Source organism: Ureibacillus endophyticus, from assembly GCF_003628435.1.
Classification (GTDB): domain Bacteria; phylum Bacillota; class Bacilli; order Bacillales_A; family Planococcaceae; genus Ureibacillus; species Ureibacillus endophyticus.
Window position 1 is genome coordinate 1 of the sequence record NZ_RBZN01000051.1, and the last position, 21,031, is coordinate 21,031.

General features: G+C 35.3%; 20 protein-coding genes, 5 tRNA genes, 1 rRNA gene, 1 pseudogene and 1 riboswitch. Of the genes and pseudogenes, 2 read left to right on the forward strand and 25 right to left on the reverse strand.

All coding sequences use genetic code 11. The annotated features are described in order from the left end of the window. Positions 1-155: 155 nt before the first annotated feature. The 4 genes from D8M03_RS14800 to D8M03_RS14815 all read right to left on the reverse strand — a co-directional run bounded on the left by D8M03_RS14800 (position 156) and on the right by D8M03_RS14815 (position 2,822). Positions 156-530 (reverse strand): universal stress protein, encoded by a 375-nt coding sequence (locus tag D8M03_RS14800; RefSeq protein ID WP_121215604.1) that lies wholly within the window; start codon positions 528-530, stop codon positions 156-158. 70 nt (positions 531-600) lie between these two features. Beyond that, positions 601-1,788 (reverse strand): MFS transporter, encoded by a 1,188-nt coding sequence (locus D8M03_RS14805; RefSeq protein ID WP_121215623.1) that lies wholly within the window; start codon positions 1,786-1,788, stop codon positions 601-603. Continuing rightward, complete coding sequence (locus D8M03_RS14810; RefSeq protein WP_121215605.1) at positions 1,775-2,206, reverse strand: MarR family winged helix-turn-helix transcriptional regulator; 432 nt, start codon at positions 2,204-2,206, stop codon at positions 1,775-1,777. The genes D8M03_RS14805 and D8M03_RS14810 overlap by 14 nt, the downstream gene beginning before the upstream one ends. A 157-nt stretch (positions 2,207-2,363) precedes the next feature. After that, positions 2,364-2,822 carry a DUF2798 domain-containing protein gene (locus D8M03_RS14815; protein ID WP_301285954.1) on the reverse strand — a complete coding sequence of 153 codons (459 nt, stop codon included), beginning with the start codon at positions 2,820-2,822 and terminating at the stop codon, positions 2,364-2,366. A gap of 295 nt (positions 2,823-3,117) precedes the next feature. Between D8M03_RS14815 and D8M03_RS14820 the strand changes: the two genes are divergently transcribed. After that, a complete protein-coding gene (locus tag D8M03_RS14820; protein WP_121215606.1) occupies positions 3,118-3,759 on the forward strand; it encodes a cupin domain-containing protein in 642 nt (213 codons plus the stop codon). A 33-nt stretch (positions 3,760-3,792) separates the two neighbouring features. Here the strand turns inward: D8M03_RS14820 and D8M03_RS14825 are convergent, their stop codons facing one another. Together D8M03_RS14825 and D8M03_RS14835 are read right to left on the reverse strand one after the other, a co-directional pair. Further along, positions 3,793-4,587 (reverse strand): aldo/keto reductase, encoded by a 795-nt coding sequence (locus D8M03_RS14825; RefSeq protein WP_121215624.1) that lies wholly within the window; start codon positions 4,585-4,587, stop codon positions 3,793-3,795. Positions 4,588-4,869: 282 nt separating this feature from the next. Beyond that, positions 4,870-5,244 (reverse strand): hypothetical protein, encoded by a 375-nt coding sequence (locus tag D8M03_RS14835; RefSeq protein WP_121215608.1) that lies wholly within the window; start codon positions 5,242-5,244, stop codon positions 4,870-4,872. A gap of 74 nt (positions 5,245-5,318) precedes the next feature. On the opposite strand from D8M03_RS14835, the pseudogene D8M03_RS18100 reads away from it, so the two are divergent. After that, positions 5,319-5,588 (forward strand): annotated as a pseudogene (locus D8M03_RS18100) (GNAT family N-acetyltransferase); the annotation flags it as partial. Positions 5,589-5,634: 46 nt separating this feature from the next. On the opposite strand, the gene D8M03_RS14845 reads toward D8M03_RS18100, so the two are convergent. The 19 genes from D8M03_RS14845 to rrf all read right to left on the reverse strand — a co-directional run bounded on the left by D8M03_RS14845 (position 5,635) and on the right by rrf (position 20,844). Next, complete coding sequence (locus D8M03_RS14845) at positions 5,635-6,006, reverse strand: VOC family protein (RefSeq protein WP_121215610.1); 372 nt, start codon at positions 6,004-6,006, stop codon at positions 5,635-5,637. A gap of 125 nt (positions 6,007-6,131) precedes the next feature. Beyond that, complete coding sequence (locus D8M03_RS14850; protein ID WP_121215611.1) at positions 6,132-7,727, reverse strand: ABC transporter permease; 1,596 nt, start codon at positions 7,725-7,727, stop codon at positions 6,132-6,134. Further along, positions 7,727-8,644: an ABC transporter ATP-binding protein gene (locus D8M03_RS14855; RefSeq protein ID WP_121215612.1), complete on the reverse strand. Its 918-nt coding sequence runs from the start codon at positions 8,642-8,644 to the stop codon at positions 7,727-7,729. The genes D8M03_RS14850 and D8M03_RS14855 overlap by 1 nt, the downstream gene beginning before the upstream one ends. 12 nt (positions 8,645-8,656) lie before the next feature. Then, the gene (locus D8M03_RS14860) at positions 8,657-9,241 is read right to left on the reverse strand and encodes a TetR/AcrR family transcriptional regulator (RefSeq protein WP_245987624.1); all 585 of its coding nucleotides are present in this window, start codon (positions 9,239-9,241) and stop codon (positions 8,657-8,659) included. Positions 9,242-9,562: 321 nt separating this feature from the next. Then, a riboswitch (cyclic di-AMP (ydaO/yuaA leader) is annotated at positions 9,563-9,705 on the reverse strand. Positions 9,706-9,921: 216 nt separating this feature from the next. After that, positions 9,922-10,641, reverse strand: coding sequence for a toast rack family protein (locus D8M03_RS14865; protein WP_121215614.1), 720 nt, complete (start codon positions 10,639-10,641; stop codon positions 9,922-9,924). 223 nt (positions 10,642-10,864) lie between these two features. Then, positions 10,865-12,667, reverse strand: a complete 1,803-nt coding sequence (gene glmS, locus D8M03_RS14870; RefSeq protein ID WP_121215615.1) for a glutamine--fructose-6-phosphate transaminase (isomerizing) — start codon at positions 12,665-12,667, stop codon at positions 10,865-10,867. A gap of 738 nt (positions 12,668-13,405) precedes the next feature. Then, positions 13,406-13,930: a type 1 glutamine amidotransferase domain-containing protein gene (locus tag D8M03_RS14875; protein WP_121215616.1), complete on the reverse strand. Its 525-nt coding sequence runs from the start codon at positions 13,928-13,930 to the stop codon at positions 13,406-13,408. 123 nt (positions 13,931-14,053) lie between these two features. Beyond that, the gene (gene glmM / locus D8M03_RS14880; protein ID WP_121215617.1) at positions 14,054-15,406 is read right to left on the reverse strand and encodes a phosphoglucosamine mutase; all 1,353 of its coding nucleotides are present in this window, start codon (positions 15,404-15,406) and stop codon (positions 14,054-14,056) included. Positions 15,407-15,472: 66 nt separating this feature from the next. Continuing rightward, positions 15,473-16,522, reverse strand: coding sequence for a CdaR family protein (locus tag D8M03_RS14885; protein ID WP_121215618.1), 1,050 nt, complete (start codon positions 16,520-16,522; stop codon positions 15,473-15,475). After that, positions 16,515-17,351, reverse strand: coding sequence for a diadenylate cyclase CdaA (gene cdaA, locus D8M03_RS14890; protein WP_121215619.1), 837 nt, complete (start codon positions 17,349-17,351; stop codon positions 16,515-16,517). Before cdaA ends, D8M03_RS14885 begins: the two co-directional genes overlap by 8 nt. Positions 17,352-17,605: 254 nt before the next feature. Further along, a complete protein-coding gene (locus D8M03_RS14895) occupies positions 17,606-18,214 on the reverse strand; it encodes an anti-sigma factor family protein (protein ID WP_121215620.1) in 609 nt (202 codons plus the stop codon). An 11-nt stretch (positions 18,215-18,225) separates the two neighbouring features. Further along, positions 18,226-18,789 carry an RNA polymerase sigma factor SigW gene (gene sigW, locus D8M03_RS14900; RefSeq protein ID WP_121215621.1) on the reverse strand — a complete coding sequence of 188 codons (564 nt, stop codon included), beginning with the start codon at positions 18,787-18,789 and terminating at the stop codon, positions 18,226-18,228. A 148-nt stretch (positions 18,790-18,937) separates the two neighbouring features. Beyond that, on the reverse strand, positions 18,938-19,843 hold the full coding sequence (rocF, locus tag D8M03_RS14905; RefSeq protein WP_121215622.1) for an arginase: 906 nt from the start codon (positions 19,841-19,843) through the stop codon (positions 18,938-18,940). A gap of 165 nt (positions 19,844-20,008) precedes the next feature. Beyond that, positions 20,009-20,083: transfer RNA gene (locus D8M03_RS14910), tRNA-Gln, on the reverse strand. 9 nt (positions 20,084-20,092) lie between these two features. Further along, positions 20,093-20,176, reverse strand: a tRNA-Tyr gene (locus D8M03_RS14915). 12 nt (positions 20,177-20,188) lie between these two features. Beyond that, a tRNA-Val gene (locus tag D8M03_RS14920) sits at positions 20,189-20,264 on the reverse strand. Positions 20,265-20,295: 31 nt separating this feature from the next. Continuing rightward, positions 20,296-20,370: transfer RNA gene (locus D8M03_RS14925), tRNA-Glu, on the reverse strand. A 99-nt stretch (positions 20,371-20,469) separates the two neighbouring features. Continuing rightward, positions 20,470-20,544: transfer RNA gene (locus tag D8M03_RS14930), tRNA-Asn, on the reverse strand. Between the two features lie 184 nt (positions 20,545-20,728). Continuing rightward, positions 20,729-20,844: ribosomal RNA gene (gene rrf, locus D8M03_RS14935) — 5S ribosomal RNA — on the reverse strand. Positions 20,845-21,031: the final 187 nt, after the last annotated feature.

Consider the following 21,031-nt stretch of genomic DNA (forward strand, 5'->3'; position numbering starts at 1 on the left):
TAACTGACGCTACCGCTTTCGTCACAGATAAATTGCGACGAGGATGGTGACAACCACCGCAGGAACAATAATTCATAAGAGATATTTATCAAGAAAGAAAAGAGGTGTCCAAAAAATTATTCTTTTTGGACACCTCCTTCAAAAATATAAATCTATTAACTTGGAATAAACATAATTGGGCATGTTGCCATTGTAAGAGTTGCCTGACTAACGCTTCCTAATTTGCGGCTAGAATCGGCATTCATTCCTCTTGAACCCATCACAACACAACGCACAGAATCTCCATTCGCTTCTGATATAATTTCAATGGCAGGAGTGCCAATACGAATTTTTGAAGAGTATATAACTCCTTCGTTTTCTAACAGTGCTTCGGCTTCTTTTATTATCCCTTCACCCAATATCGCAATGCTCGGTTGAATGTTAATGACTCTAATTTCATCGCCGTATGCTTTTGCCATGGTAATTGCAAATTTCAACGCATTTTGTGCAATTCTTGATCCATCCACTGGTACAACAATTGTATTATTCATCTCATCACTCTCTCCTAGACACTCTACTTACATTTCATTATCCCAGTTTTTGTAATTTATTAATAGATACTCATTTGCTAAAAACCAATTGGTCTTTTTTACCATGTAGTAAATAATAGAGTGCGGATGATGCTAGAACAACAAATGCTAAAATAATATATAACGTGCTATAGTTTAATGCTGGTATAAAGAACCCTAGTAAATAAGGGCCGAATCCAAGACCTGCATCTAAAAAGATAAAGAAGGTTGATGTTGCTAATCCCATACGGTGTGGCGGAGTGAGTTTGATAGCGATAGCTTGAGTACAAGATTGCATATTACCAAAACCAAGGCCAATCAGAACTCCCCCTAGCAATAACATAAAACTATTGTGTGCAAACCCTAAAATTAACATCCCAACAGCAAAGAAGACAAAGGCAGGGTACATAATAGTGTTTGCCCCTTTTTCATCCATTAATCGCCCAGTAAATGGACGTGAAATGAACACCGCTAAAGAATACACTAAAAAGAAGAAACTTGCTGTATTTACTAAATCAATTTCAATTGCATAAAAGTTAATAAACGATAAAACACTTGAATAACAAAAGGCAACGATTAGCGTAATTACTGCAATAGGAACGGCTTTTGGTTCAATAAATTGAGAAAGTTTTACACCTTTTTGTACAGTTGCTTCCTTAGTAACTTCCAACTCAGGTACACGCACAAATAAAGCCGTAATAAAGCTAATGATACCTAGAGCAAGGCAAAGGATAAAAATCCATTGGGAGCTCGTATGTTGTGTCATATATAACCCAATGAATGGTCCAATCGCAGTAGCCAATGTTGTACTCATACTATAGTAGCCTATTCCTTCGCCCTTTCTACTATTAGGAATGACTTGAGCAACAATTGTTCCAGTAGCTGTACTTGCGATTCCTAAAGTAACCCCATGTAACAATCGAGTAATAATTAAGAAAGCAATGCCTAAATGAACAAAGTATAAAAGAGTTGTTGTTATAAATAAGATTAACCCTATAAATAATGTCCTTTTACGACCTATCGTATTGATATATCGTCCAATAAACAAACGTCCGATTAACGTTCCAACAATAAATATCCCTGTAACAAGTCCTGCTTGACTAGTTGATGCATGATATTCATTTACTGCATATACACCAATAATGACAACTAATAAATAAAAGACTAATGTTAATAAAAAATTGACGCCAGATACAATAAGAAAATCCTTTGTCCATAATTTCTCTTTATTCAATCTTATTTCCCTCACGTTTCATAATATTGTGTTGAATTTTAGGGAGTGTTAGATAAGTGATGTGTTGGTCTTCCTTAGAGATGCCTTCCATCACGTTTTTTTCTAAGTTAATAATTTCCAATCTACATTCTTTATAAATTTGTTCCCCTAATTCTGTTAACTGAATAATTTTTTCACGCCGATCCTTCCCTGGAATTTGAACAACAATCTGCAATTCTTCTAAGCGATGGACCCTTCTTGTAATCGTGGGTTTTTCGACATTGTAATAATTCGAAATGTCCACAAGTGTTGAAGGTCCGTAATTTTTTATATAATACATAACTTGCCATAAAGAATAAGAAAGATGATAGTTACTCATTAATTCATTTAAGGAAGTGATTAACGAACGGTACAATCTTAAATAATTTTGAAAAAAGCCTTCCATTATACTCCCTCCTAATCAATATAGTTACTCTAGGTAACAATTATCTTAGATAACTATAAGTTCTTTAATTTGATTTATCAAGTACTTCATTAGGTACATTAGATTTAGAAAATATAAAAGGCATAGAGAACAAAAATTCTCTATGCCTTGTTTCTATTTATGAATTTACATTTTCCGCTAATACTCTTTGTCTAGCATGTAACTTTTTCATTGCAAATCTAGCAATTGGTTGTGCAATTAATAACTCAATCCAAAATGCTACTCCAAAATTTCTTGGCCATATGTGTAAGAAGTTTTGGAAAGGCTGGATGCTGATTTGTCTTGTGCCTACCCAAGTTCCAATAATCGTTAGTAGAACGGATAGAACTGTTACATTCAATAACGTATTTAGTAAAATTCTAGCGTTAAACCCATCAGTTTGACCTACGAATTTAGGCATTATTTTACCAACAAGAGGACCTGCTACTAACCTTACTAATAACACTACGATTACCCACATAAATGGAATAATCTTTAGCGTTTCAAAATAGTTTTCTAGTGAAAAGCCGCGCTCTAACCCCATAATAATTGGAGCAATCGTGTTTACTGAGATAATTGAAATAATCAATAAAAACAATATACCTTCTTTTGCATTTTGCGGTAGTCTATCTTATTTGTACATATTTCCCTCCGAAATAAATATTCCAGATGGTAGACGTATCACGTATAATGCGACATATATTTTTGGTAAGTAACTCGTACTAATACCAATATCTCTACACACTGCTGTTATTATTATAGCAACTTTTAATTAGGATTCAATTTTAATTTCAACACATATTAGAAATTAATTCAAAATTAGTTTAAACACCTAAATAAATGTACTTGCATATGATGCATATGTATTTACTTTAAACGAGGTGAGAAAACTTATGGCTTTAAATATGGATTATACCTCTACATCAACCCAGTACACTTTCGACCTGAATAAGAACCCTTTATTCGTTAAAGATAACAGAAACTACATTAACCTATTAGGAAAAAGTAATTTGAATACTCTTGATAATGTATCGTTATTGGATATTTTCTTGAGTAAAAGTAACGTTGTTGAGCCGCACTATCATCAAAATGCAGCAGAATTGGTTTATTGTATTTCTGGGGCTGCAACTGTTTCGATATTAAATCCATTTACGAAGGAACTACTTAATTTTCCTATTACCCCTGGCCAGGTAGCAAATGTACCACAAGGTTGGTGGCATTATGAAATGGCGACCGCTGATAACACACATCTATTAGCGATATTTAATGCATCCACACCAGAAGTTATTTTAGGATCTGACCTTTTAAAATTTACTCCTGCTAATATTATGGCGCATACTTACTGTCTGAACGAAAACCAATGGAAGCAAGTTATTTCACCAGTTAAGCCTTCAACGTATATCGGCCCTTATAGAGATTGTAACAGAGAGCACAAATCAATCACGCAACAAAATATCTATCAACAGTATCAGCAACCCCAGTACATTCAACAATCCCCATCGTACGTTCCTCAACATTGGCACTTTTGGGGTTAATACCAATTGGCATGGATTATTCCATGTCTTTTTTTAAAAATTAAAATTATCTGGGTCTGGGCCAATACGAACATTTTCATTCAACCCATCGATAATCGTCATATCTTCATTAGTTAATTCAAAATCAAAAATAGTAGCATTTTCAACAATTCGATGTTCTTTCGTTGATTTAGGAATCGTCACAACCCCATTTTGTAAATCCCAACGTAAAATAATTTGCGCTACGGTTTTGTTATATTTATTTGCGATTTCCTTTAACGTTTCATTTTCTAACAAGTGACCTTGCATTAAAGGCGACCATGCTTCTAGTTGAATATTATGTTCTTTACAAAATGCATGTAGTTCTTTTTGCGTTAATTTCGGGTGGTATTCCACTTGATTAATCATTGGCCTAATTTCTGCATCTTGGAATAAATCTTCAAGATGATGAATTTGGAAATTACTTACGCCTATCGCTTTTACTTTACCCTCTTTATATAGTGTTTCCATCGCACGCCAAGCTTCTTTGTATTTTCCTTCCACCGGCCAGTGAATAAGGTATAAATCTAAATAATCTAAGTTGAGTCTTTTTAAGCTTTCTTCATATGCAGCAATTGTTGATTCATATCCTAAATCTGTATTCCAAACTTTTGAAGTGACAAACAATTGCTCTCTAGAAATTCCCGCTTCTTTTAAGCCTTCTTCAATTCCTTTACCAACACCTTGTTCATTTTGGTAAATTGCTGCAGTATCAATACTACGGTAACCATGTTTAATTGCAGTTTTTACAGCATTCACGAGTTCAGGGCCTTCTGCTACTTTAAAAACACCTAGTCCAAACCAAGGCATTTTTATACCATTACTTAAAGTTGTTGTGTCTTGTAAATTGTTAATACTCAACGTAAATCCTCCATTTTTAAACTCGATTTTTTTGTTTGAATAAAATAGACATAGCTATAATAATACAAACAATCCCCAAAACAATGTTCAATGCAACTTCCCAGAGAGTACCTGTGAATAAATTGGAGATACCTCCTATAATAAATAAGAATCCTAAAATAATCCAAAAGGATAACTTGTATTTTTTGTAAAGTATGTTAAACATGGTTGGTTCTCCTTACTTCGTTTCTATTAGAGAGTATTGCTGTAGCTTTCGATAAAATCATCTACTTGTTTACTCATTTCCTTAAATTGTGTCCAATGTAAATAATGGTGCCCTTCCAAAGGGATGAGTTTACTAATCTTTTGATTTTTTAACTGATCTTGATAAAAGGTAATATTTGTTTTCCATTCTTCATTAATCTTATCCTCTTTCGTCGTAAACATCAGGACAGGCAATGTTGAAGGGAAGACCATATTCTTTGTCTTTTCAATATTGTTGCCTAGTTGCTGTGCTTCTTCTATAACATTACGATTATATGCCTTCCATGCAGATATACTTTTTGTCATCACTAAATTTTTATTATCGTAAATTCCTTTTTCAGCAATAGGAAGGAGCTGTCTCAAAATGACTTTTCAGACAACTCCACTGCAATTCTAGCAATCCCTGTCGGTGCTACAAATTTTTAAAACCCTGGCAAACTAGGCAAGGGCTTGCCTTTGAAGCAGCAAAAGCAACTCAACAATTCGGTTTTGAAGTAATTGGACTTAAGAAGATTATTGCCTTTGTTCATTATGAAAATGAGCCTTCAAAAGCTCTATTGAACAGACAGGGAATGAATTATCACTTTAAAATTGGGAACTTATTAGAAGAATTTAAGGATTTTAATGACCAGTTCTATTACACATTATTAGCAGAGGACTATCTTCATAAAAGAGATGACATTTGTACTAATGCTATTCCAAATTAAGCATAAAAAAAAGTTGGAACATCAATATGTTCCAACTTTATCTGCGCTATCTGTGTTGATCTACAAGAATTGGATTACCGTCTGGATCTTCAATAATAAAGTGTGCAGGGCCCTCTGTTGATTCATCTGCTTCCTTAATCATTTTAATTCCACTTGCTTTTAGTTCTTTTTGAATGTCTCGAATGTCTGTAAAATGCTCGAGGTTTTCAGCATTTTGATTCCACCCTGGGTTAAAAGTTAATAGATTCTTTTCAAACATCCCTTGGAAAAGTCCAATAACAGTGTCTTCATTCTTCAGGATAAGCCAGTTTTGATTAATGTCTCCTCCAAGAACTTGAAAACCTAGTTTTTCGTAAAAATCTTTTGATTGATGAATATCTTTCACATTTAAACTTACAGAAAAGGCACCTAGTTTCATATATCCTCCTAGAAAATCATTTTTTCAAAAATTCTAAATATATTAACGCCAATTATAAATAAAATCTTATAAATACACAACTTTTCCTATTTTTACTCATTTAAGCACTTAATGGTAGTAATATTTTATATATCACGATTTCGAAAGCCAACAAAGCTAATGAGCATTAATCCTACTGCAATAATACTTAATAAAAAAAATGGCATAAAAGTTGCATCCTCTATAGGTATTTCTGGAACATGGCCAAATGGAGAAAGTTGGCCAACCCAATTTGGAAATTGCATCAAGTTCCCTAAATACAAGACGAAGAATGAATAAAGAAAATACATCCAAACCAAATGGGTTAACCTTGGTAGAAATCCATTAAGAAATGCAGCGATACCAATCATAACAAGCATTGCTGGGAAAAATGCTAAAGCTGCACTGAAGATCATTCTAAATTCAAGACCTTCCTCCATTACTGAATTTGCAGCAGACCATAGACCAAGAGCACTAAGGGAAATCATTACAAAACCATTCACAATCGCTAAAATTAAATATGATGTGATTAGCCGTGTTCTAGATACAGCTCTAGCTAATAAATGCTCCAAACGCCCATTTTTCTCTTCACCACGGAGTTTATTCATAGCCATTACAGGAGGAACTGTTGCTAAAAGGGAAATGACAATCATTAATGTCGGGATAAATTGTTCCGCTATCGAAGCCCCTTCCGCTTGCTGCAACATTTGTTGATAAATTTCATTTCCTTCAAAAAAAGATTCTAAATCGCCAAATATTGATCCATAGGAGGCACCAAGTATATACATGCCAATTGCCCATGCTATAAACCCTGTTCGCTGTAATCGAAATGCTAGACCAATAGGACTTTGTAAAAAACGAGTAGCATACTTCCTTCCTGGTTTAGAAGCTATAAATCCTTGTTCCAAATCACGAATGCTATTTAGATAGTTTGCTAGTATAAATAAGACGAGAGAAACAGCTAGCATTAAAAATATTGGTCCCCAATTATTTGATGAATATACTCCTGCTTTCGATACCCATCCTAATGGAGAGAGCCATGATAATGCTTCATTACTTATATCCGTTATCGCCCTTAAAAGGTAGAAAAAAATCAATATTGTAACTGACCATCCAATCGTACCTCGTGAATTTTCTGTAAGCTGAGCAAAAACGGCTGTAACTCCTGCAAAAACTAACCCTGTTCCACCTAAGATAGCACCGTAAAGTAAAGAACCTTCTAAATCAATACTTTCGATTCCAAGTGCATATAATCCTAAACTTATAAATAGAGCTAAAACAATATACGTACCACTTGTTACAAGAAGTGTAGCATTTAAATAAGAAAGTCGCCCTGATGGTAAGGAACGAATCATTTCAATACGTCCCTCTTCTTCCTCTGCTCTAGTATGACGTGTGACAAGTAAAATAGCCATTAACCCTACTATTACCGCAGTTATTAATAACATATTATGAGCTGTCATTGCACCAGTTGTATAATTTTCGAGATCACCGGTCCCTAACATAGCAGTCATTGCTGGATTTGCCATTGTTTCAATAATAGCATCTCTATCCTGTTGCGTTTCATATAAGTTTTCAAAAGTAGGAGGTACAATTAATGTGAATAGCGCTAAACCAATTATCCATAATGGAATTCTTATTCGATCCAGATGAAGAATAAATCTAAATAGCTTGCCTGTGTTAGCAAAAATATTTAGGTCCATTAATGGACACCTCCTGATACTTTCCCTTCTACTTTATCTTTGCTTTCATAATGACGCATAAATAAATCTTCAAGGGTTGGTGGTGCACTTTCCAACTTTATAATTCCAAACTGACTAATGTGTCTTATGACATGCTCCAGTTCTTCCGTATCTACCTGAAATGTCAACCCTCGAGCTGTTTCTTCTATTTCATGGATACCTTGTATTTTATTTAACGAAGAAACAGGTTGCTTTGTCTCAACGAGGATATGTGTACGAGTTAGGTGACGGAGTTCATCTAAGGAGCCTGTTTCTATAATTTGACCTTGGCGAATGATTCCCACTCTATCACACAACTTTTCTACTTCAGAGAGGATGTGACTTGAAAGAAGTACACTTTTACCTTTATTTTTAACTTCCATCACACACTCTTGAAAAACTTGTTCCATCAATGGATCTAGTCCCGAAGTTGGTTCATCTAAAATATACAAATCGGCATCTGAGGAAAATGCTGCAATTAACGCAACCTTTTGTCTATTCCCTTTAGAATACGTTCTGCATTTTTTAGTAGGATCTAAATCAAATTTTTTAATCAATTCCTCCCTTCTACTTTGATTATTTCCCTCTTGCAATTTAACAAATAAGTCAATTACTTCACCACCCGTTAAATTTGGCCATAAATTAACATCCCCCGGTACATAGGCCAATCTTTTGTGAATTTCCACCGCTTCTTTCCAAGCATCCTTGCCAAATATTTTTACTTCGCCTTCTGATGCCTTTAAAATACCAAGTAATACTCGTATTGTTGTAGATTTCCCAGCTCCATTAGGTCCAATAAAGCCAAAAACCTCTCCACTCCCCACTTCAAAATTAACTCCATCTAGTGCTGTAAATTTCCCAAACTTCTTCGTTAAATTCCTAACCTCCAATATGTTCACACATAATCCTCCTTATTTATAAAAACTATTTTTTAATAAGTTGGAATAGCTCGCCCATTCTTTGAGATATTCTTCTCCAACATTCTCAAAAGTATCTAATTGCTTAATAGACTTTTGCCCAAATCCAAACATCGTCCAATTAAGAATTTCGATCGCTTTTTGAATATCAATGTCATCACGGAACTTGGAGTAGTCTATATTTTCATAGATTTTTGCCATCCCTTCATCGTAAATAGAATTCACTCTTTCCTTAATTTCGTCCTTCACTTCATCCGATTCCTCATTGACTATTGAAATAAAAAAATCAAAAACTTTAGGAAATTTTCTTTGTATTTGTAATTTTATTAATCCTAATTTTTCTATTCTTTTAAAAATATCCGTTTCATTCAAATCTATTTGTTTATAGATTATCTCGATAACTTTATAACTGTATTGGATTAAATATAAATAAAGGTCTTTCTTGCTACTAAAATAGTTAAATAATGAACCTTTGGATATTCTAGCTTCTTTTACAATTTCGTTGGTTGATGCTTTGTCAAAACCATTTTGAACAAATTCATTTATTGCAGCATTAATAATACGTTCTTGTTTCTCCAATTTTAAGTTGTTAAATAGTGAATTAATGATGATAATCTCCTTTCTTTCATGACCTCACTGACCAAATCGGTCATTTATCATCTAACGAAAATGACCAGTTCGGTCATCTCCTTTGAAAAAAATTTTTTGACCGTTTCTTACTTTTAGTAACAGTGGTCAAATATAAATCAGGATTTAATCATACTTTTTCTTAACTAATAACTCACTAAATCCAATCTCTCCCTTCAATTCCTCAACACTTAAAACTTCGCTATAAATGAGCATGAAAAAAAGACCATAGCAAATAGAATGGTCTTAGGTTACCCCTTTGACCTTTCCCTCTGGTAAAACTTGTAACGCTTACGAGGTTAGCTGTCGGATTAGGGACTGAGAGTATCCCCTCTTACTAAGTAAGACTCACCCCAAGATAGTCAAGGCTATCGAATTGGTTCCCCCGCTCAATAAAGATTCAGCGAATAAAAGGTGTTTAGAATATGTGGTTTTAAATTTAACTAAAAAATACACTCTTTTTTCTCTTTGCTGGTAATACAAGCAAAATATTTTTACATTATATTCAGATTTAATAAGCTACATTACCTCTTTAAAAAAACGTATGGATTTCACAAAAGGAACCCTTATCCTAATAACCGTAATTTTTAGAGGGAGCTTTTATTCCCATCAATCAAATAGCAGAGACATGTTTACTTATCTAATTTGAAAGTAATTTCTCCAATACCCATTTCTGTATTAACCGTTAAAATTACGTCAGCGTCTTCATATGCTTCATTTAAATAAACGCCTTCACCTTGAGATATAAAGCCTTCTACATTAGAAGTTCCAATCCCTTTTTCAGATTTTATTTTCACCCCTACTTCTGAAGGTAAAATAATAGTCACTGGACCCACTCCAGTCTCGATATTTGTTTCAAAGCTATTTTCCCAATTTCCACCTAAATCAATGCGAAGCTCCCCAACACCTGCTTCAACATCTAATTTTTCAAGCTTTAAGCCCTTTAAATCAAGCTCCGTACTTGATGCACCTGAGTTAACTGAAAGATTCATAGGAACATCCTCTGAAAGCTCTAGATTCCATTCGTTTTTTATCTCTGAAAGATTAAGATTATTTAAATTTCCCTGTTCAATAATAACCTCGCCCTTTTTACCTTTTGAATTATAAATAACTTCTGGCTCTAATTTCTTTTTATTATATTCAATACTACCTTCAACCCATTCTTCCGCACCTTTAGAAACCATTAATTCTCCTACTGGTAAATTAAGCTCTACGTCCAATTGTTTTACTTCGTCTTTTTTAATAGAAATAGACGTCTCTCCTTTTACATCTCCACTCACGATTGTATTACAACCAGCTGTCGCGAAAACGACCGCACCGATAACTATACCCATAAAAAATGTTTTCTTCATTCTTATTACCTCCAGTAATATGTCTTTCTGTAATTACATTTTATAGTAAAAAACAATAACCAGTAACAACCCTTAGCTTTAAATTAAACTACGACCTTAGATGTAGATGACCGTAATCCTTCAAGAACCCTATCATTGTTCAAATAAAAAAACAACCTACTGTGGAAATAATATCCAAGTAGGGTGTTTTTATCAATTTTATTTTTTAAATGGTTTATAATTCTTATTCTACTGTTACCGACTTCGCTAAATTACGTGGTTTATCCACATCACAACGGCGGTGAAGAGCAGCATAATAACTAATTAATTGTAATGGTACGACTGATACAAGTGGTGTTAGTAGTGGGTGCACTTTTGGAATCACTAATCGGTCGCCTTCTTCGTTTAAGCCTTCCATTGAAATAATACATGCGTTTGCTCCGCGCGCAACGACTTCTTTCACATTACCACGAATATTTAAAGCTACTTGCTCTTGAGTAGCAAGGGCAAAGACAGGTGTTCCTTCTTCAATTAAGGCAATTGTTCCGTGCTTCAGCTCTCCGCCTGCAAAACCTTCAGCCTGAATATACGAAATTTCTTTTAGCTTTAATGCGCCTTCTACACTTACACAGAAGTCTAGGTTACGTCCAATGAAGAATGCATTACGAGCGATTTTCAAATAATCTTCCGCAACTTGCTCTAATTCATTCTTAGAGTCAACAATTGTTTGAATACCATTTGCTACAATTCCTAACTCGTGTTTCAGATCAAAATCTTCACCTTTTCCAAGGGACTTCCCAGTAACATAAGCAGCAATTGCAAGAACTGCAACTTGAGCAACGTAAGCTTTAGTAGAAGCAACAGCAATCTCAGGACCTGCATGTAATAATAATGTATAATCTGCTTCACGAGATAATGTTGAACCAGGTACATTTGTAATCGTTAATGCAGGATAGTTCAATTCTTTTACTTTTACTAACACTTGACGGCTATCTGCAGTTTCTCCTGATTGTGTGATAAAGATGAATAATGGTTTTTCAGATAACAGTGGCATGTTATAACCAAATTCACTTGAAATATGCACCTCAACAGGAATTCTAGCAAGTTTTTCGAAATATTGTTTACCAACTAATCCAGCATGATAACTAGTACCTGCAGCAATAATATAGATACGATCTGCTTCTTTAATCGCCTCTAAAATATTGTCATCAATTGTTAACTCTCCAAGACTATTACTATATTCTTGGACGATTTTACGAACGACACCTGGTTGCTCATCCATTTCTTTTAACATGTAGTGAGGATATGTTCCTTTTTCAATGTCACTAGCATCTAGTTCTGCTTTAAATGGTTTACGTTCAACCGGGCGTCCATCTAGTGTTGTGATTTCAACATTGTCTTTATGAACAAGAACAACTTCTTTATCGCGTAGTTCGATAAATTGGTCTGTAACTTGTAACATTGCCATCGCGTCAGATGCTACAACATTAAATCCAGCACCTACACCAACTAATAGTGGTGATTTGTTTTTAGCAACATAAATTGTATCTTCATCTTCTTGATCTAAAAGTGCAAGGGCATAAGAACCATGTAATAAAGATAACGTTTTGCGGAATGCTTCAACTGTTGATAATCCTTCTTTAGCAAATAAATCAACAAGCTGAACGATTACTTCTGTATCCGTATCAGATTGCATTTGAATACCTTTTAAATATGCTTTTTGTAGTAAATGATAGTTTTCAATAACCCCATTGTGTACTAGTGTAAAACGACCAGAAGTACTTTGATGAGGGTGTGCATTTAATTTGTTCGGCACCCCGTGAGTAGCCCAACGTGTATGACCAATACCAATATCAGCAGAAACATTTAAATCCACTGAACCACGTAAATCTGCAATACGACCTTTTTCTTTAAAAACCGTAACTCCTTCTTCGTTACGAACGGCAATACCTGCTGAATCATATCCACGATATTCTAGTTTTTCTAATCCTTTTAGTAAAATTTCCTTTGCGTCTAATTCTCCGTTATATCCTACGATTCCACACATTTGATTTTCCTCCGAATAAGCAATATCAATAAAAAAGCCAATGCAAAATAACTGCTTAATTATTGAATAGGATTCTGCCTAATTACATCCTTTATCCAAAATAAGCATTGATTCATTAATATTGCTTTTTTATATTTGCCTTTTCGTTTTGCTGTCCAAAAAATTGCTTTTTTGTTTTAAAAACGAAATTAACAATCGGGCATGCGATCGGGAGGTATCCGCCGAAAATTCGATAATCCTCCACCTCGTCAACTAAGGATTTGCTATACGTCCGATTTCCTTAGCTCAGGCGCTATTATTGTTTTCCTTTTATTTTTATAGCGCGTTCCTAACCTCCTATTGTGCGCTCACTTGAAAATTGGAAGATGTTTCTAATCCCATTTTTCAAGCACCTTCATCATACAGAATATGCTCCATTCCGTCAATCAATCACTCATTTTGTCTATATAAAAAAATAGAGGATGAGACAAAACTAAAAAACCACCATTTTTCACTTTAGAAAAATGGTGGTTTTTTGATATAAAGGACGTTGATTTCCATTCCGTGTGGACGCTTTCCGCGGGCATGGCCTCAACTAATTTTTGCCGACTATGGCCGGCAAAAATGGATTTTCGGCTCATGCTATTCCCGCCGGAGTCTGCCACACTCCATTCCAATCAACTTTTCTAAGCAAATTTTTATCACTAATATTTCTAAATAAATTTGAAAAACCACTTTTGTCACAAACACTTACTATTTTTACAGTCCTTTTTCTTTCAATAAGTTCACAATTTCACGGTTAAATGCTGGAAGGTCTTTTGGAGTTCGACTCGTTACAAGTTGTTTTTGGCAAACAAACACTTCTTGATCATGGAAGTTTGCCCCTGCATTTTCTAAATCGACTCTTATTGATTTATAACCTGTAACATCTCGTCCTTCTAAAGAACGTGCCGTAATTAATAGTTGTGGTCCATGACATATTGCAAAAACAGGCTTCATGTCACTCATAAATTTTTTCGCAAATGCCACGACTCGATCATCATCACGTAATAAATCAGGTGAGAAACCTCCAGGAATAAACAGTGCATCAAACTCACTTGGATTTACATCCTCAATGCCATAATCTATTTCAACTCGTGCTTCACCTTGTTTTCCTCGTACTGCTTTATTCCCTTCTTTATCAATCGTAATAACTTCATGCCCAGCTTCTTCTAACGCTTCTTTTGGACTAATATATTCAATATCCTCAAAAAGGTCTGTAATTAATGTTGCTACTTTAGCCATTTTTAACACTCCTCAAAACAATTTATCAACATTACTATGTGCTTTTTGAATGGGAAATAAACGCTTTGAGCCATGATGAATTAAAAAAACCAGCTACTTATTTTGTAGCTGGATTTTTCGTCTTTATTCCGTTATTCCTAATTCTGTACGAACAACATTGGCAATACGGTTAACATAGCTTTCACATTCTTCTTCTGTGGCTGCTTCAACCATTACACGAACAAGTGGTTCAGTTCCTGAAGGACGTACTAAAACGCGTCCATTGCTACCCATAGCATCTTCTACTTCTTTTATGGCTGTTGCAACTTTTTCATTTTGAGTTACAGCATTTTTATCTGTTACGCGTACGTTGACTAATTTTTGTGGGAAAATCGTCATTTCTGAAGCTAATTCAGATAATCTTTTACCCGTTGCTTTCATGATGTTTACTAACTGGATTCCTGTTAATAAGCCATCACCTGTTGTATTAAAATCAAGGAATACGATATGGCCAGATTGTTCACCACCAAGATTATAATCGTTGGCACGCATCTCTTCTACAACATATCGGTCTCCAACTGCCGTTTTCACACTTGTCATTCCGTTATCTTCTAGTGCTTTATAAAAGCCGATATTACTCATCACTGTAGAAACAATCGTATTTTTCTTTAATCGGCCTTTGCTATTTAAATATTTACCGATGATGAACATGATTTGATCACCATCTACAATTTGTCCTTTTTCATCTACAGCAATCAGACGGTCACCATCACCATCGAAGGCTAGTCCAACATCAGCGCCACGTTCTAAGACAAAGGCTGCTAACTTCTCAGGATGTGTTGAACCTACACCCTCATTGATATTTAGGCCATCTGGTGATGAACCCATGGATGAAATATCCGCTTCTAAATCTGCGAATAGATGTGTAGCAAGTTGAGAAGTTGCACCATGCGCACAATCTAAAGCAACATGAATACCTAAGAAGTCTTCTTCAACTGTTTGTTTTAAATAAGATAGATACTTTTGACCACCTTCGAAGTAATCGCTCACACTACCTAATTCTCCACCAATAGGACGTGGCAATGTATCCACTTCCACATCGATTAAATTTTCTATTTCTGCTTCCTGTGCATCCGTTAATTTAAACCCATCTGGACCAAAAAACTTAATCCCGTTATCAGCAACAGGATTATGTGATGCAGAAATCATAACACCTGCATCAGCATTCATGACACGTGTTAAATATGCTACACCCGGTGTGCTAATAATACCTAGTCGCATTACTTCTACACCAATTGAAAGTAAACCTGCAACAAGTGCACCTTCTAACATATGTCCTGAAATACGTGTATCTCGTCCAATTATCACTTTTGGGCGTTCTTTAGTATGTTTTGTCAGCACATATCCACCGATACGTCCAAGTTTAAATGCAAACTCTGGGGTCAACTCTGAATTCGCGACACCACGGACGCCATCAGTTCCGAAATATTTTCCCATATACTTTTCTCTCCTTCAATGCTAGACAATCCATGCTTCGAATTTGATTACTTAAACAACTCAAAATTATTGTGTTGTAATTTCATCTTCAATGGCTGGATTTTCTGAATCCGTTTCTTCTACGTTTCCCTCTTCTGGTTCCTCTACAGGCTCGTTCGTTTCTGTATCATTATTGGTTTTCGTTACATTAGCATTTATTTTAATCTTCTTAGTAGAAAGCTTTGTGGTTCCATTCGGCGCTACTACATCAACAGTGTAACTACCTGAACTCTCTATTTCTGATATGTCAAATTCTACGACTAGTTCAGATAATGAGTCAATAATAGATTTTGGACCATAGACTTTTATCCTCTCTATATCTGGCCTCAAACTGTTTATGGTAATGCCTTCTGGAGGTTTACCTACTTCTTTTAGAGTAATTGGAATTTCACGGCTGTATTCTCGAATATCGACTATTACATTAACTGTTGCTGGTTCAATTGTCACATCAAGTTTATTTAGATTGCTATCTAAAACTTTCACAGCGGCTTCTTGTTCAAAAGAAGCTTTTATTCCTTTTTCTCCTGTCACCGTTGCTTTCACATAACTAATATCTTCAATAACGCTTTTTGCACCAGTTACAAATACGGTGGATGGCTCGGGAGTCATTCCAATTAATTCATATCCTTCTGCAATTAAACCATTATTCATTTCAGGATCTATACGTAGTTCTTTCGTCACCTTTTCTTCTATGACAATATCAACAACTTTAGGATCAATTGACACTTCTAGCTTTTCAGAGAAGTTTTCGTGTTGCAATGTAACACGATGTCGTCCAATTGGCAGTGAATTTAAGTCTAAAAACACTTTAAAATCCCTTTTTAATTTCGTTTGTAAAACGATTGCCATTGGTCCCTCAACCGTTACATCTACGGTTTTTGGCAAACCTGAAACAATCAAGTTTTCAGAATCATAATATACTTCTAATGGTACAGCAGTGATAATATCCATTTGCGAATTTGTACTAGTCGGTTGATCACTAGTATCCATCTGTGCTTTTACATAAAAGAAAAGCAAAATTGCTAATATTAATGCTGTAATTCTTAATACCCAATAACTATCGAAGAGTTTATCCATTCTTTTTCCCCCTCCAATTCCACTTAGGGGCAATTTCCGAATCTTGTTCCGGGCCAAACCACATTTTTCTTAATTGTGCCTCAAATTCATCAATTGTTAAGTTACGGTGAAGATTACCATTCTTCGTTAAACTAACTGCTCCGGTTTCTTCAGAGACAACAATCGTTACAGCATCTGTAACCTCACTTAATCCAACAGCAGCCCTATGTCGAGTACCTAGTTCTTTAGAAATAAACGTACTTTCTGACAAAGGTAAGTAGCATGCAGCTGCGGAAATTTTATCTTTCTGTACAATTACAGCTCCATCATGTAGAGGAGTATTTGGAATAAAGATATTAATCAACAATTCGCTTGTAATTTCTGCATTTAACTTAATTCCTGTTTCAATATACTCATTCAACCCTGTTTCTTTTTCAAGAGATATTAATGCACCAATTCGTCTTTTTGCCATATAGCTTACGGCTTTTTTCATCGCTTCGATTAACCTTGTTTGTTCATCCTCTAATTGACCAGTTGAACGTTGAAATATTTTACCACGCCCTAATTGTTCAAGAGCGCGCCTAATTTCAGGAGTAAAGATGATGATGATGGCTAAAAATCCCCAATCGATTACTTCTTGGAGTAGCCAGCCGAGGGTATCCAGACCAAAGATTACTGTAGCAAATCTTGCAAAGATAATAACAAAGAGACCTTTTAATAACTGAACAGCCTTTGTCCCTTTAATGAGGGTTAATAATTTATATATTACGTACCATACAAGCAGTACATCTAAAAAGCTAAATACAACATTTACAGGTGTTAAGTCTGTAAACTGCTCAATCATTTGCACGTGGCATCCCCCACTTTTTCCTAGCTAATTCATTTATATCTAATACAACTTCATGTTATTACGTAAAGTTCCTTAATTAAGTAAATTAATTTTTAAGAACAGTATTTACATTAAAATTCACCTTAATTTATATCATTTTAATGTAAAAATAGTATACCATATTTTGCACAAAATAGCCTTTTCCAAGAAAAAAGTCCACTCTTTTGAGTAGACTTAGATCTGTTTCTTATTATAGTTTTATTAACATGTTTTATTTATTCAAACAGTGCCATAAAATCATTCGCCATTCTTTTCATTTCATACCATAACCATTCGAATGTTTCATCGATTTCTTCGATTTGTCCAGTTACTACCGCTGTAGAGGCCATATATTGACCATTAATAACTGTAACATTTCCATCGACTTCTCCTTCAATAACAAGATCGCCATTTTTCACGACTATGTCACCTTTTACAACTTCCCCTTCAGGTACAATTACTGTTTGACCATCAACAACTAAATTTGGTTGTTTTGTCACAGAGAACTCATCATTTGGATAGTTATTTAGTAAGGTAGCACTCATAAAAAATAGGAACACTGCTGCTGCTACAATGATTGGGTGCCTTCTTAACCATTTTTGCACGCCTAACCGTTGTTTTGGTTTCGGCAGACGCTTCATTACTTGTTCCTCAAAATTAGGAGGTGCTGTAATATGCGCTGCACTCTTTACAAAAGCAATCGTGTCACTTAACTGGTGCATATGTTGTTGACAATCTGAGCAATCTTGCAAATGTTTCTTAAGCTGTTGTTCATGTTCACGACTTATATCGCCATCTAAATATTCATGCATATAGTCAACAATGTATTGTGGACACGTACTCATATTCTTCCCTCCTATAGATTGTTTAATTGCTTTCTTAGAGCTTCTCGACCTCTATGAATTCTCGTTTTTACAGTCCCCAGGGGCATATCTAGAATTTCACTAATTTCTTGAAGAGATAATTCCTCTATATATTTTAATACAATAACTGAACGATATTTATCAGGCAATCTGCTAATTTCATATTGAATCCGATCTTGAAGGTCCATTTGCTCTACTGCATCTTCCGGGAGTTGGTCGGTTGCAGCAATATGCGAATACATATCTAATCCATCTGTACCAGGAACTTCGGCATCTAAATAATAATCTGGTTTCTTTTTTCTAATTCGGTCAATGCAAAGGTTCGTTGCAATCCGATAAAGCCATGTTGAAAATTTCCTTTTTTGATCGTATGAATGTAAGTTTATGTATGCTCGAACAAAGGCTTCTTGTGCAATATCTTCAGCCTCCTGTTTATTTCCTAGCATACGATAGCATAATTGGTAAAGCTTGTGCTGGTAGAGAGTCACTACATCTGTAAATGCGTTTTGATCACCTTTTAGCACTTGCTTTATTCTTTTATTCAATAACGCATCCATTTGTGTTTCCTCTCCTACTCAGCTTACTATATTTACGTAACAAGTTCGTAAAAGTTTCGTTATTTTTAATATTATATCAAAATTTTTTCATTACTAATAAAGGCTTTTTTAGTATTTTTATCCAGAATTCAAAATTAAGCCTTAAACACTATACTAACTTCTCACCAAACAATGAACCCATTAAAGCAACAGCTACCTCAGCTGTTTTATTCCGTTCATCTAATATAGGATTAACTTCAACAAATTCAGCTGATGTGATAAAACCGGATTCCTCTAACATTTCCATTGCTAAGTGGCTCTCACGATAAGTTATTCCCCCTGGTACAGGTGTACCTACTCCAGGTGTATATAATGGGTCTAGGCCATCTAAGTCTAATGATAAATGAACTCCATCTACATTTCGCTTCTTTAAATATTCGATAGATTCTTCAATTACTTTTGTCATACCCATTCGATCGATTTCATGCATTGAGTAAACTTTTATACCATGCTTTTTAATTAACTCTTTCTCACCTGGATCTACCGAACGTGCGCCAATGATTATGATATTTTCAGGTTTAATCTTCGGAGCATATCCAGCTATATTAACAAGTCGCTCATCTCCTAGTCCACAGCTAACAGCTAAAGGCATACCATGGATATTTCCTGATGGAGAAGTTTCGGGTGTATTCAAATCTGCATGGGCATCGTACCAAATTACACCTAGGTTTTTATACTTTGTTCCTAAACCAGTAAGTGTACCAATTGCAATACTATGATCCCCACCTAGGATAAGGGGGAATCTCCCTTTACCTAAAACATCTTGTATCTTATCTGATAGTTGTGAACTAACCTCAATTACTTCATCTAAATTTTTCAGTTGCTCATCTTGTACTTTTTTCACTTTGTCATGTTTGAGTAGAATATCGCCTTCATCAAGCACTTCATATCCAATTCGATCTAATCTTTCTACAACACCTGCATAACGTATTGCACTCGGTCCCATATCTACCCCACGTCGATGTTGACCATAATCTGAAGGTACCCCAATAATTGAAATCTTGTTATTCTTCATGTAAACATCCTCCTTGTGTCCTCTATTTTATATATAAAGTAATAAATTTTCCAACAGTTCACCGTTAAAGAGGAAAAGGTATGAAATATAAAATTAAACTAAAAAAAATCCCCTACTCGACTGAGTAAAGGATTGAATTAATAATGTATGTATTTTAAATAAAAATGGCTGGGGTACTAGGATTCGAACCTAGGCATGACGGAATCAAAATCCGTTGCCTTACCGCTTGGCTATACCCCAGCAATAAAATGGTGGAGGGGGACGGATTCGAACCGCCGAACCCGAAGGAGCGGATTTACAGTCCGCCGCGTTTAGCCACTTCGCTACCCCTCCGTAATAACACTATGGTGGAGGATGACGGGCTCGAACCGCCGACCCCCTGCTTGTAAGGCAGGTGCTCTCCCAGCTGAGCTAATCCTCCATGATATATAGATTAGTGTTATTGTAATTATTGGTGACCCGTACGAGATTCGAACTCGTGTTACCGCCGTGAAAGGGCGGTGTCTTAACCACTTGACCAACGGGCCAAACTATTTATTTATCTTAACGACAAAAACTATTATAGCAAACTTGTTAGCAATACGCAACTACTATTTTATAATATATAATAATTTTCTCAAAAAAAATGGCTCCGAAGGTAGGATTCGAACCTACGACCAACCGGTTAACAGCCGGTTGCTCTACCACTGAGCTACTTCGGAACGTTTATAACAATTTCTATTAAATTAACTACAATTATTATTATATCCAGGTTCATATTTTTTTCAAGCACTTTTTCTAATATTTTTTGTAATATTAAAACACTTTTTCTCTTAAAAAGTGAGATGGAAATTCTATTAAAAATAAAAAAAGCCACTACTGATTTTATCAGCAACGACTTTTTGAGCCTAGCAATGTCCTACTCTCACAGGGGGAAGCCCCCAACTACCATCGGCGCTAAAGAGCTTAACTTCCGTGTTCGGTATGGGAACGGGTGTGACCTCTTTGCCATCATCACTAGACTCGTACATGGATGTACTGGCTTCGCCGTTGCAACATGGATGTTGCGCTCTTAGGCGAAGTTCCTATTCATTGTAGAGAGCTTGTTCTCTCAAAACTGGATAAAGACATTGACTAACGACCATTCAAGTTAGTGGTTAAGTCCTCGATCGATTAGTATTCGTCAGCTCCATGTGTCGCCACACTTCC

Excerpts from the sequence above, each read along its gene's own strand:
- D8M03_RS14825 (WP_121215624.1), bottom strand. The coding sequence starts at position 4,587 with ATGCCTTGGTTTGGACTAGGTGTTTTTAAAGTAGCAGAAGGCCCTGAA.
- D8M03_RS14865 (WP_121215614.1), bottom strand. The coding sequence starts at position 10,641 with ATGAAGAAAACATTTTTTATGGGTATAGTTATCGGTGCGGTCGTTTTC.
- D8M03_RS14895 (WP_121215620.1), bottom strand. The coding sequence starts at position 18,214 with ATGAGTACGTGTCCACAATACATTGTTGACTATATGCATGAATATTTA.
- D8M03_RS14850 (WP_121215611.1), bottom strand. The coding sequence starts at position 7,727 with ATGGACCTAAATATTTTTGCTAACACAGGCAAGCTATTTAGATTTATT.
- D8M03_RS14820 (WP_121215606.1), top strand. The coding sequence starts at position 3,118 with ATGGCTTTAAATATGGATTATACCTCTACATCAACCCAGTACACTTTC.
- D8M03_RS14885 (WP_121215618.1), bottom strand. The coding sequence starts at position 16,522 with ATGGATAAACTCTTCGATAGTTATTGGGTATTAAGAATTACAGCATTA.
- D8M03_RS14800 (WP_121215604.1), bottom strand. The coding sequence starts at position 530 with ATGAATAATACAATTGTTGTACCAGTGGATGGATCAAGAATTGCACAA.
- D8M03_RS14845 (WP_121215610.1), bottom strand. The coding sequence starts at position 6,006 with ATGAAACTAGGTGCCTTTTCTGTAAGTTTAAATGTGAAAGATATTCAT.
- D8M03_RS14875 (WP_121215616.1), bottom strand. The coding sequence starts at position 13,930 with ATGGCTAAAGTAGCAACATTAATTACAGACCTTTTTGAGGATATTGAA.
- rocF (WP_121215622.1), bottom strand. The coding sequence starts at position 19,843 with ATGAAGAATAACAAGATTTCAATTATTGGGGTACCTTCAGATTATGGT.
- glmM (WP_121215617.1), bottom strand. The coding sequence starts at position 15,406 with ATGGGAAAATATTTCGGAACTGATGGCGTCCGTGGTGTCGCGAATTCA.
- sigW (WP_121215621.1), bottom strand. The coding sequence starts at position 18,789 with ATGGATGCGTTATTGAATAAAAGAATAAAGCAAGTGCTAAAAGGTGAT.
- D8M03_RS14810 (WP_121215605.1), bottom strand. The coding sequence starts at position 2,206 with ATGGAAGGCTTTTTTCAAAATTATTTAAGATTGTACCGTTCGTTAATC.
- glmS (WP_121215615.1), bottom strand. The coding sequence starts at position 12,667 with ATGTGTGGAATCGTAGGATATAACGGAGAATTAGACGCAAAGGAAATT.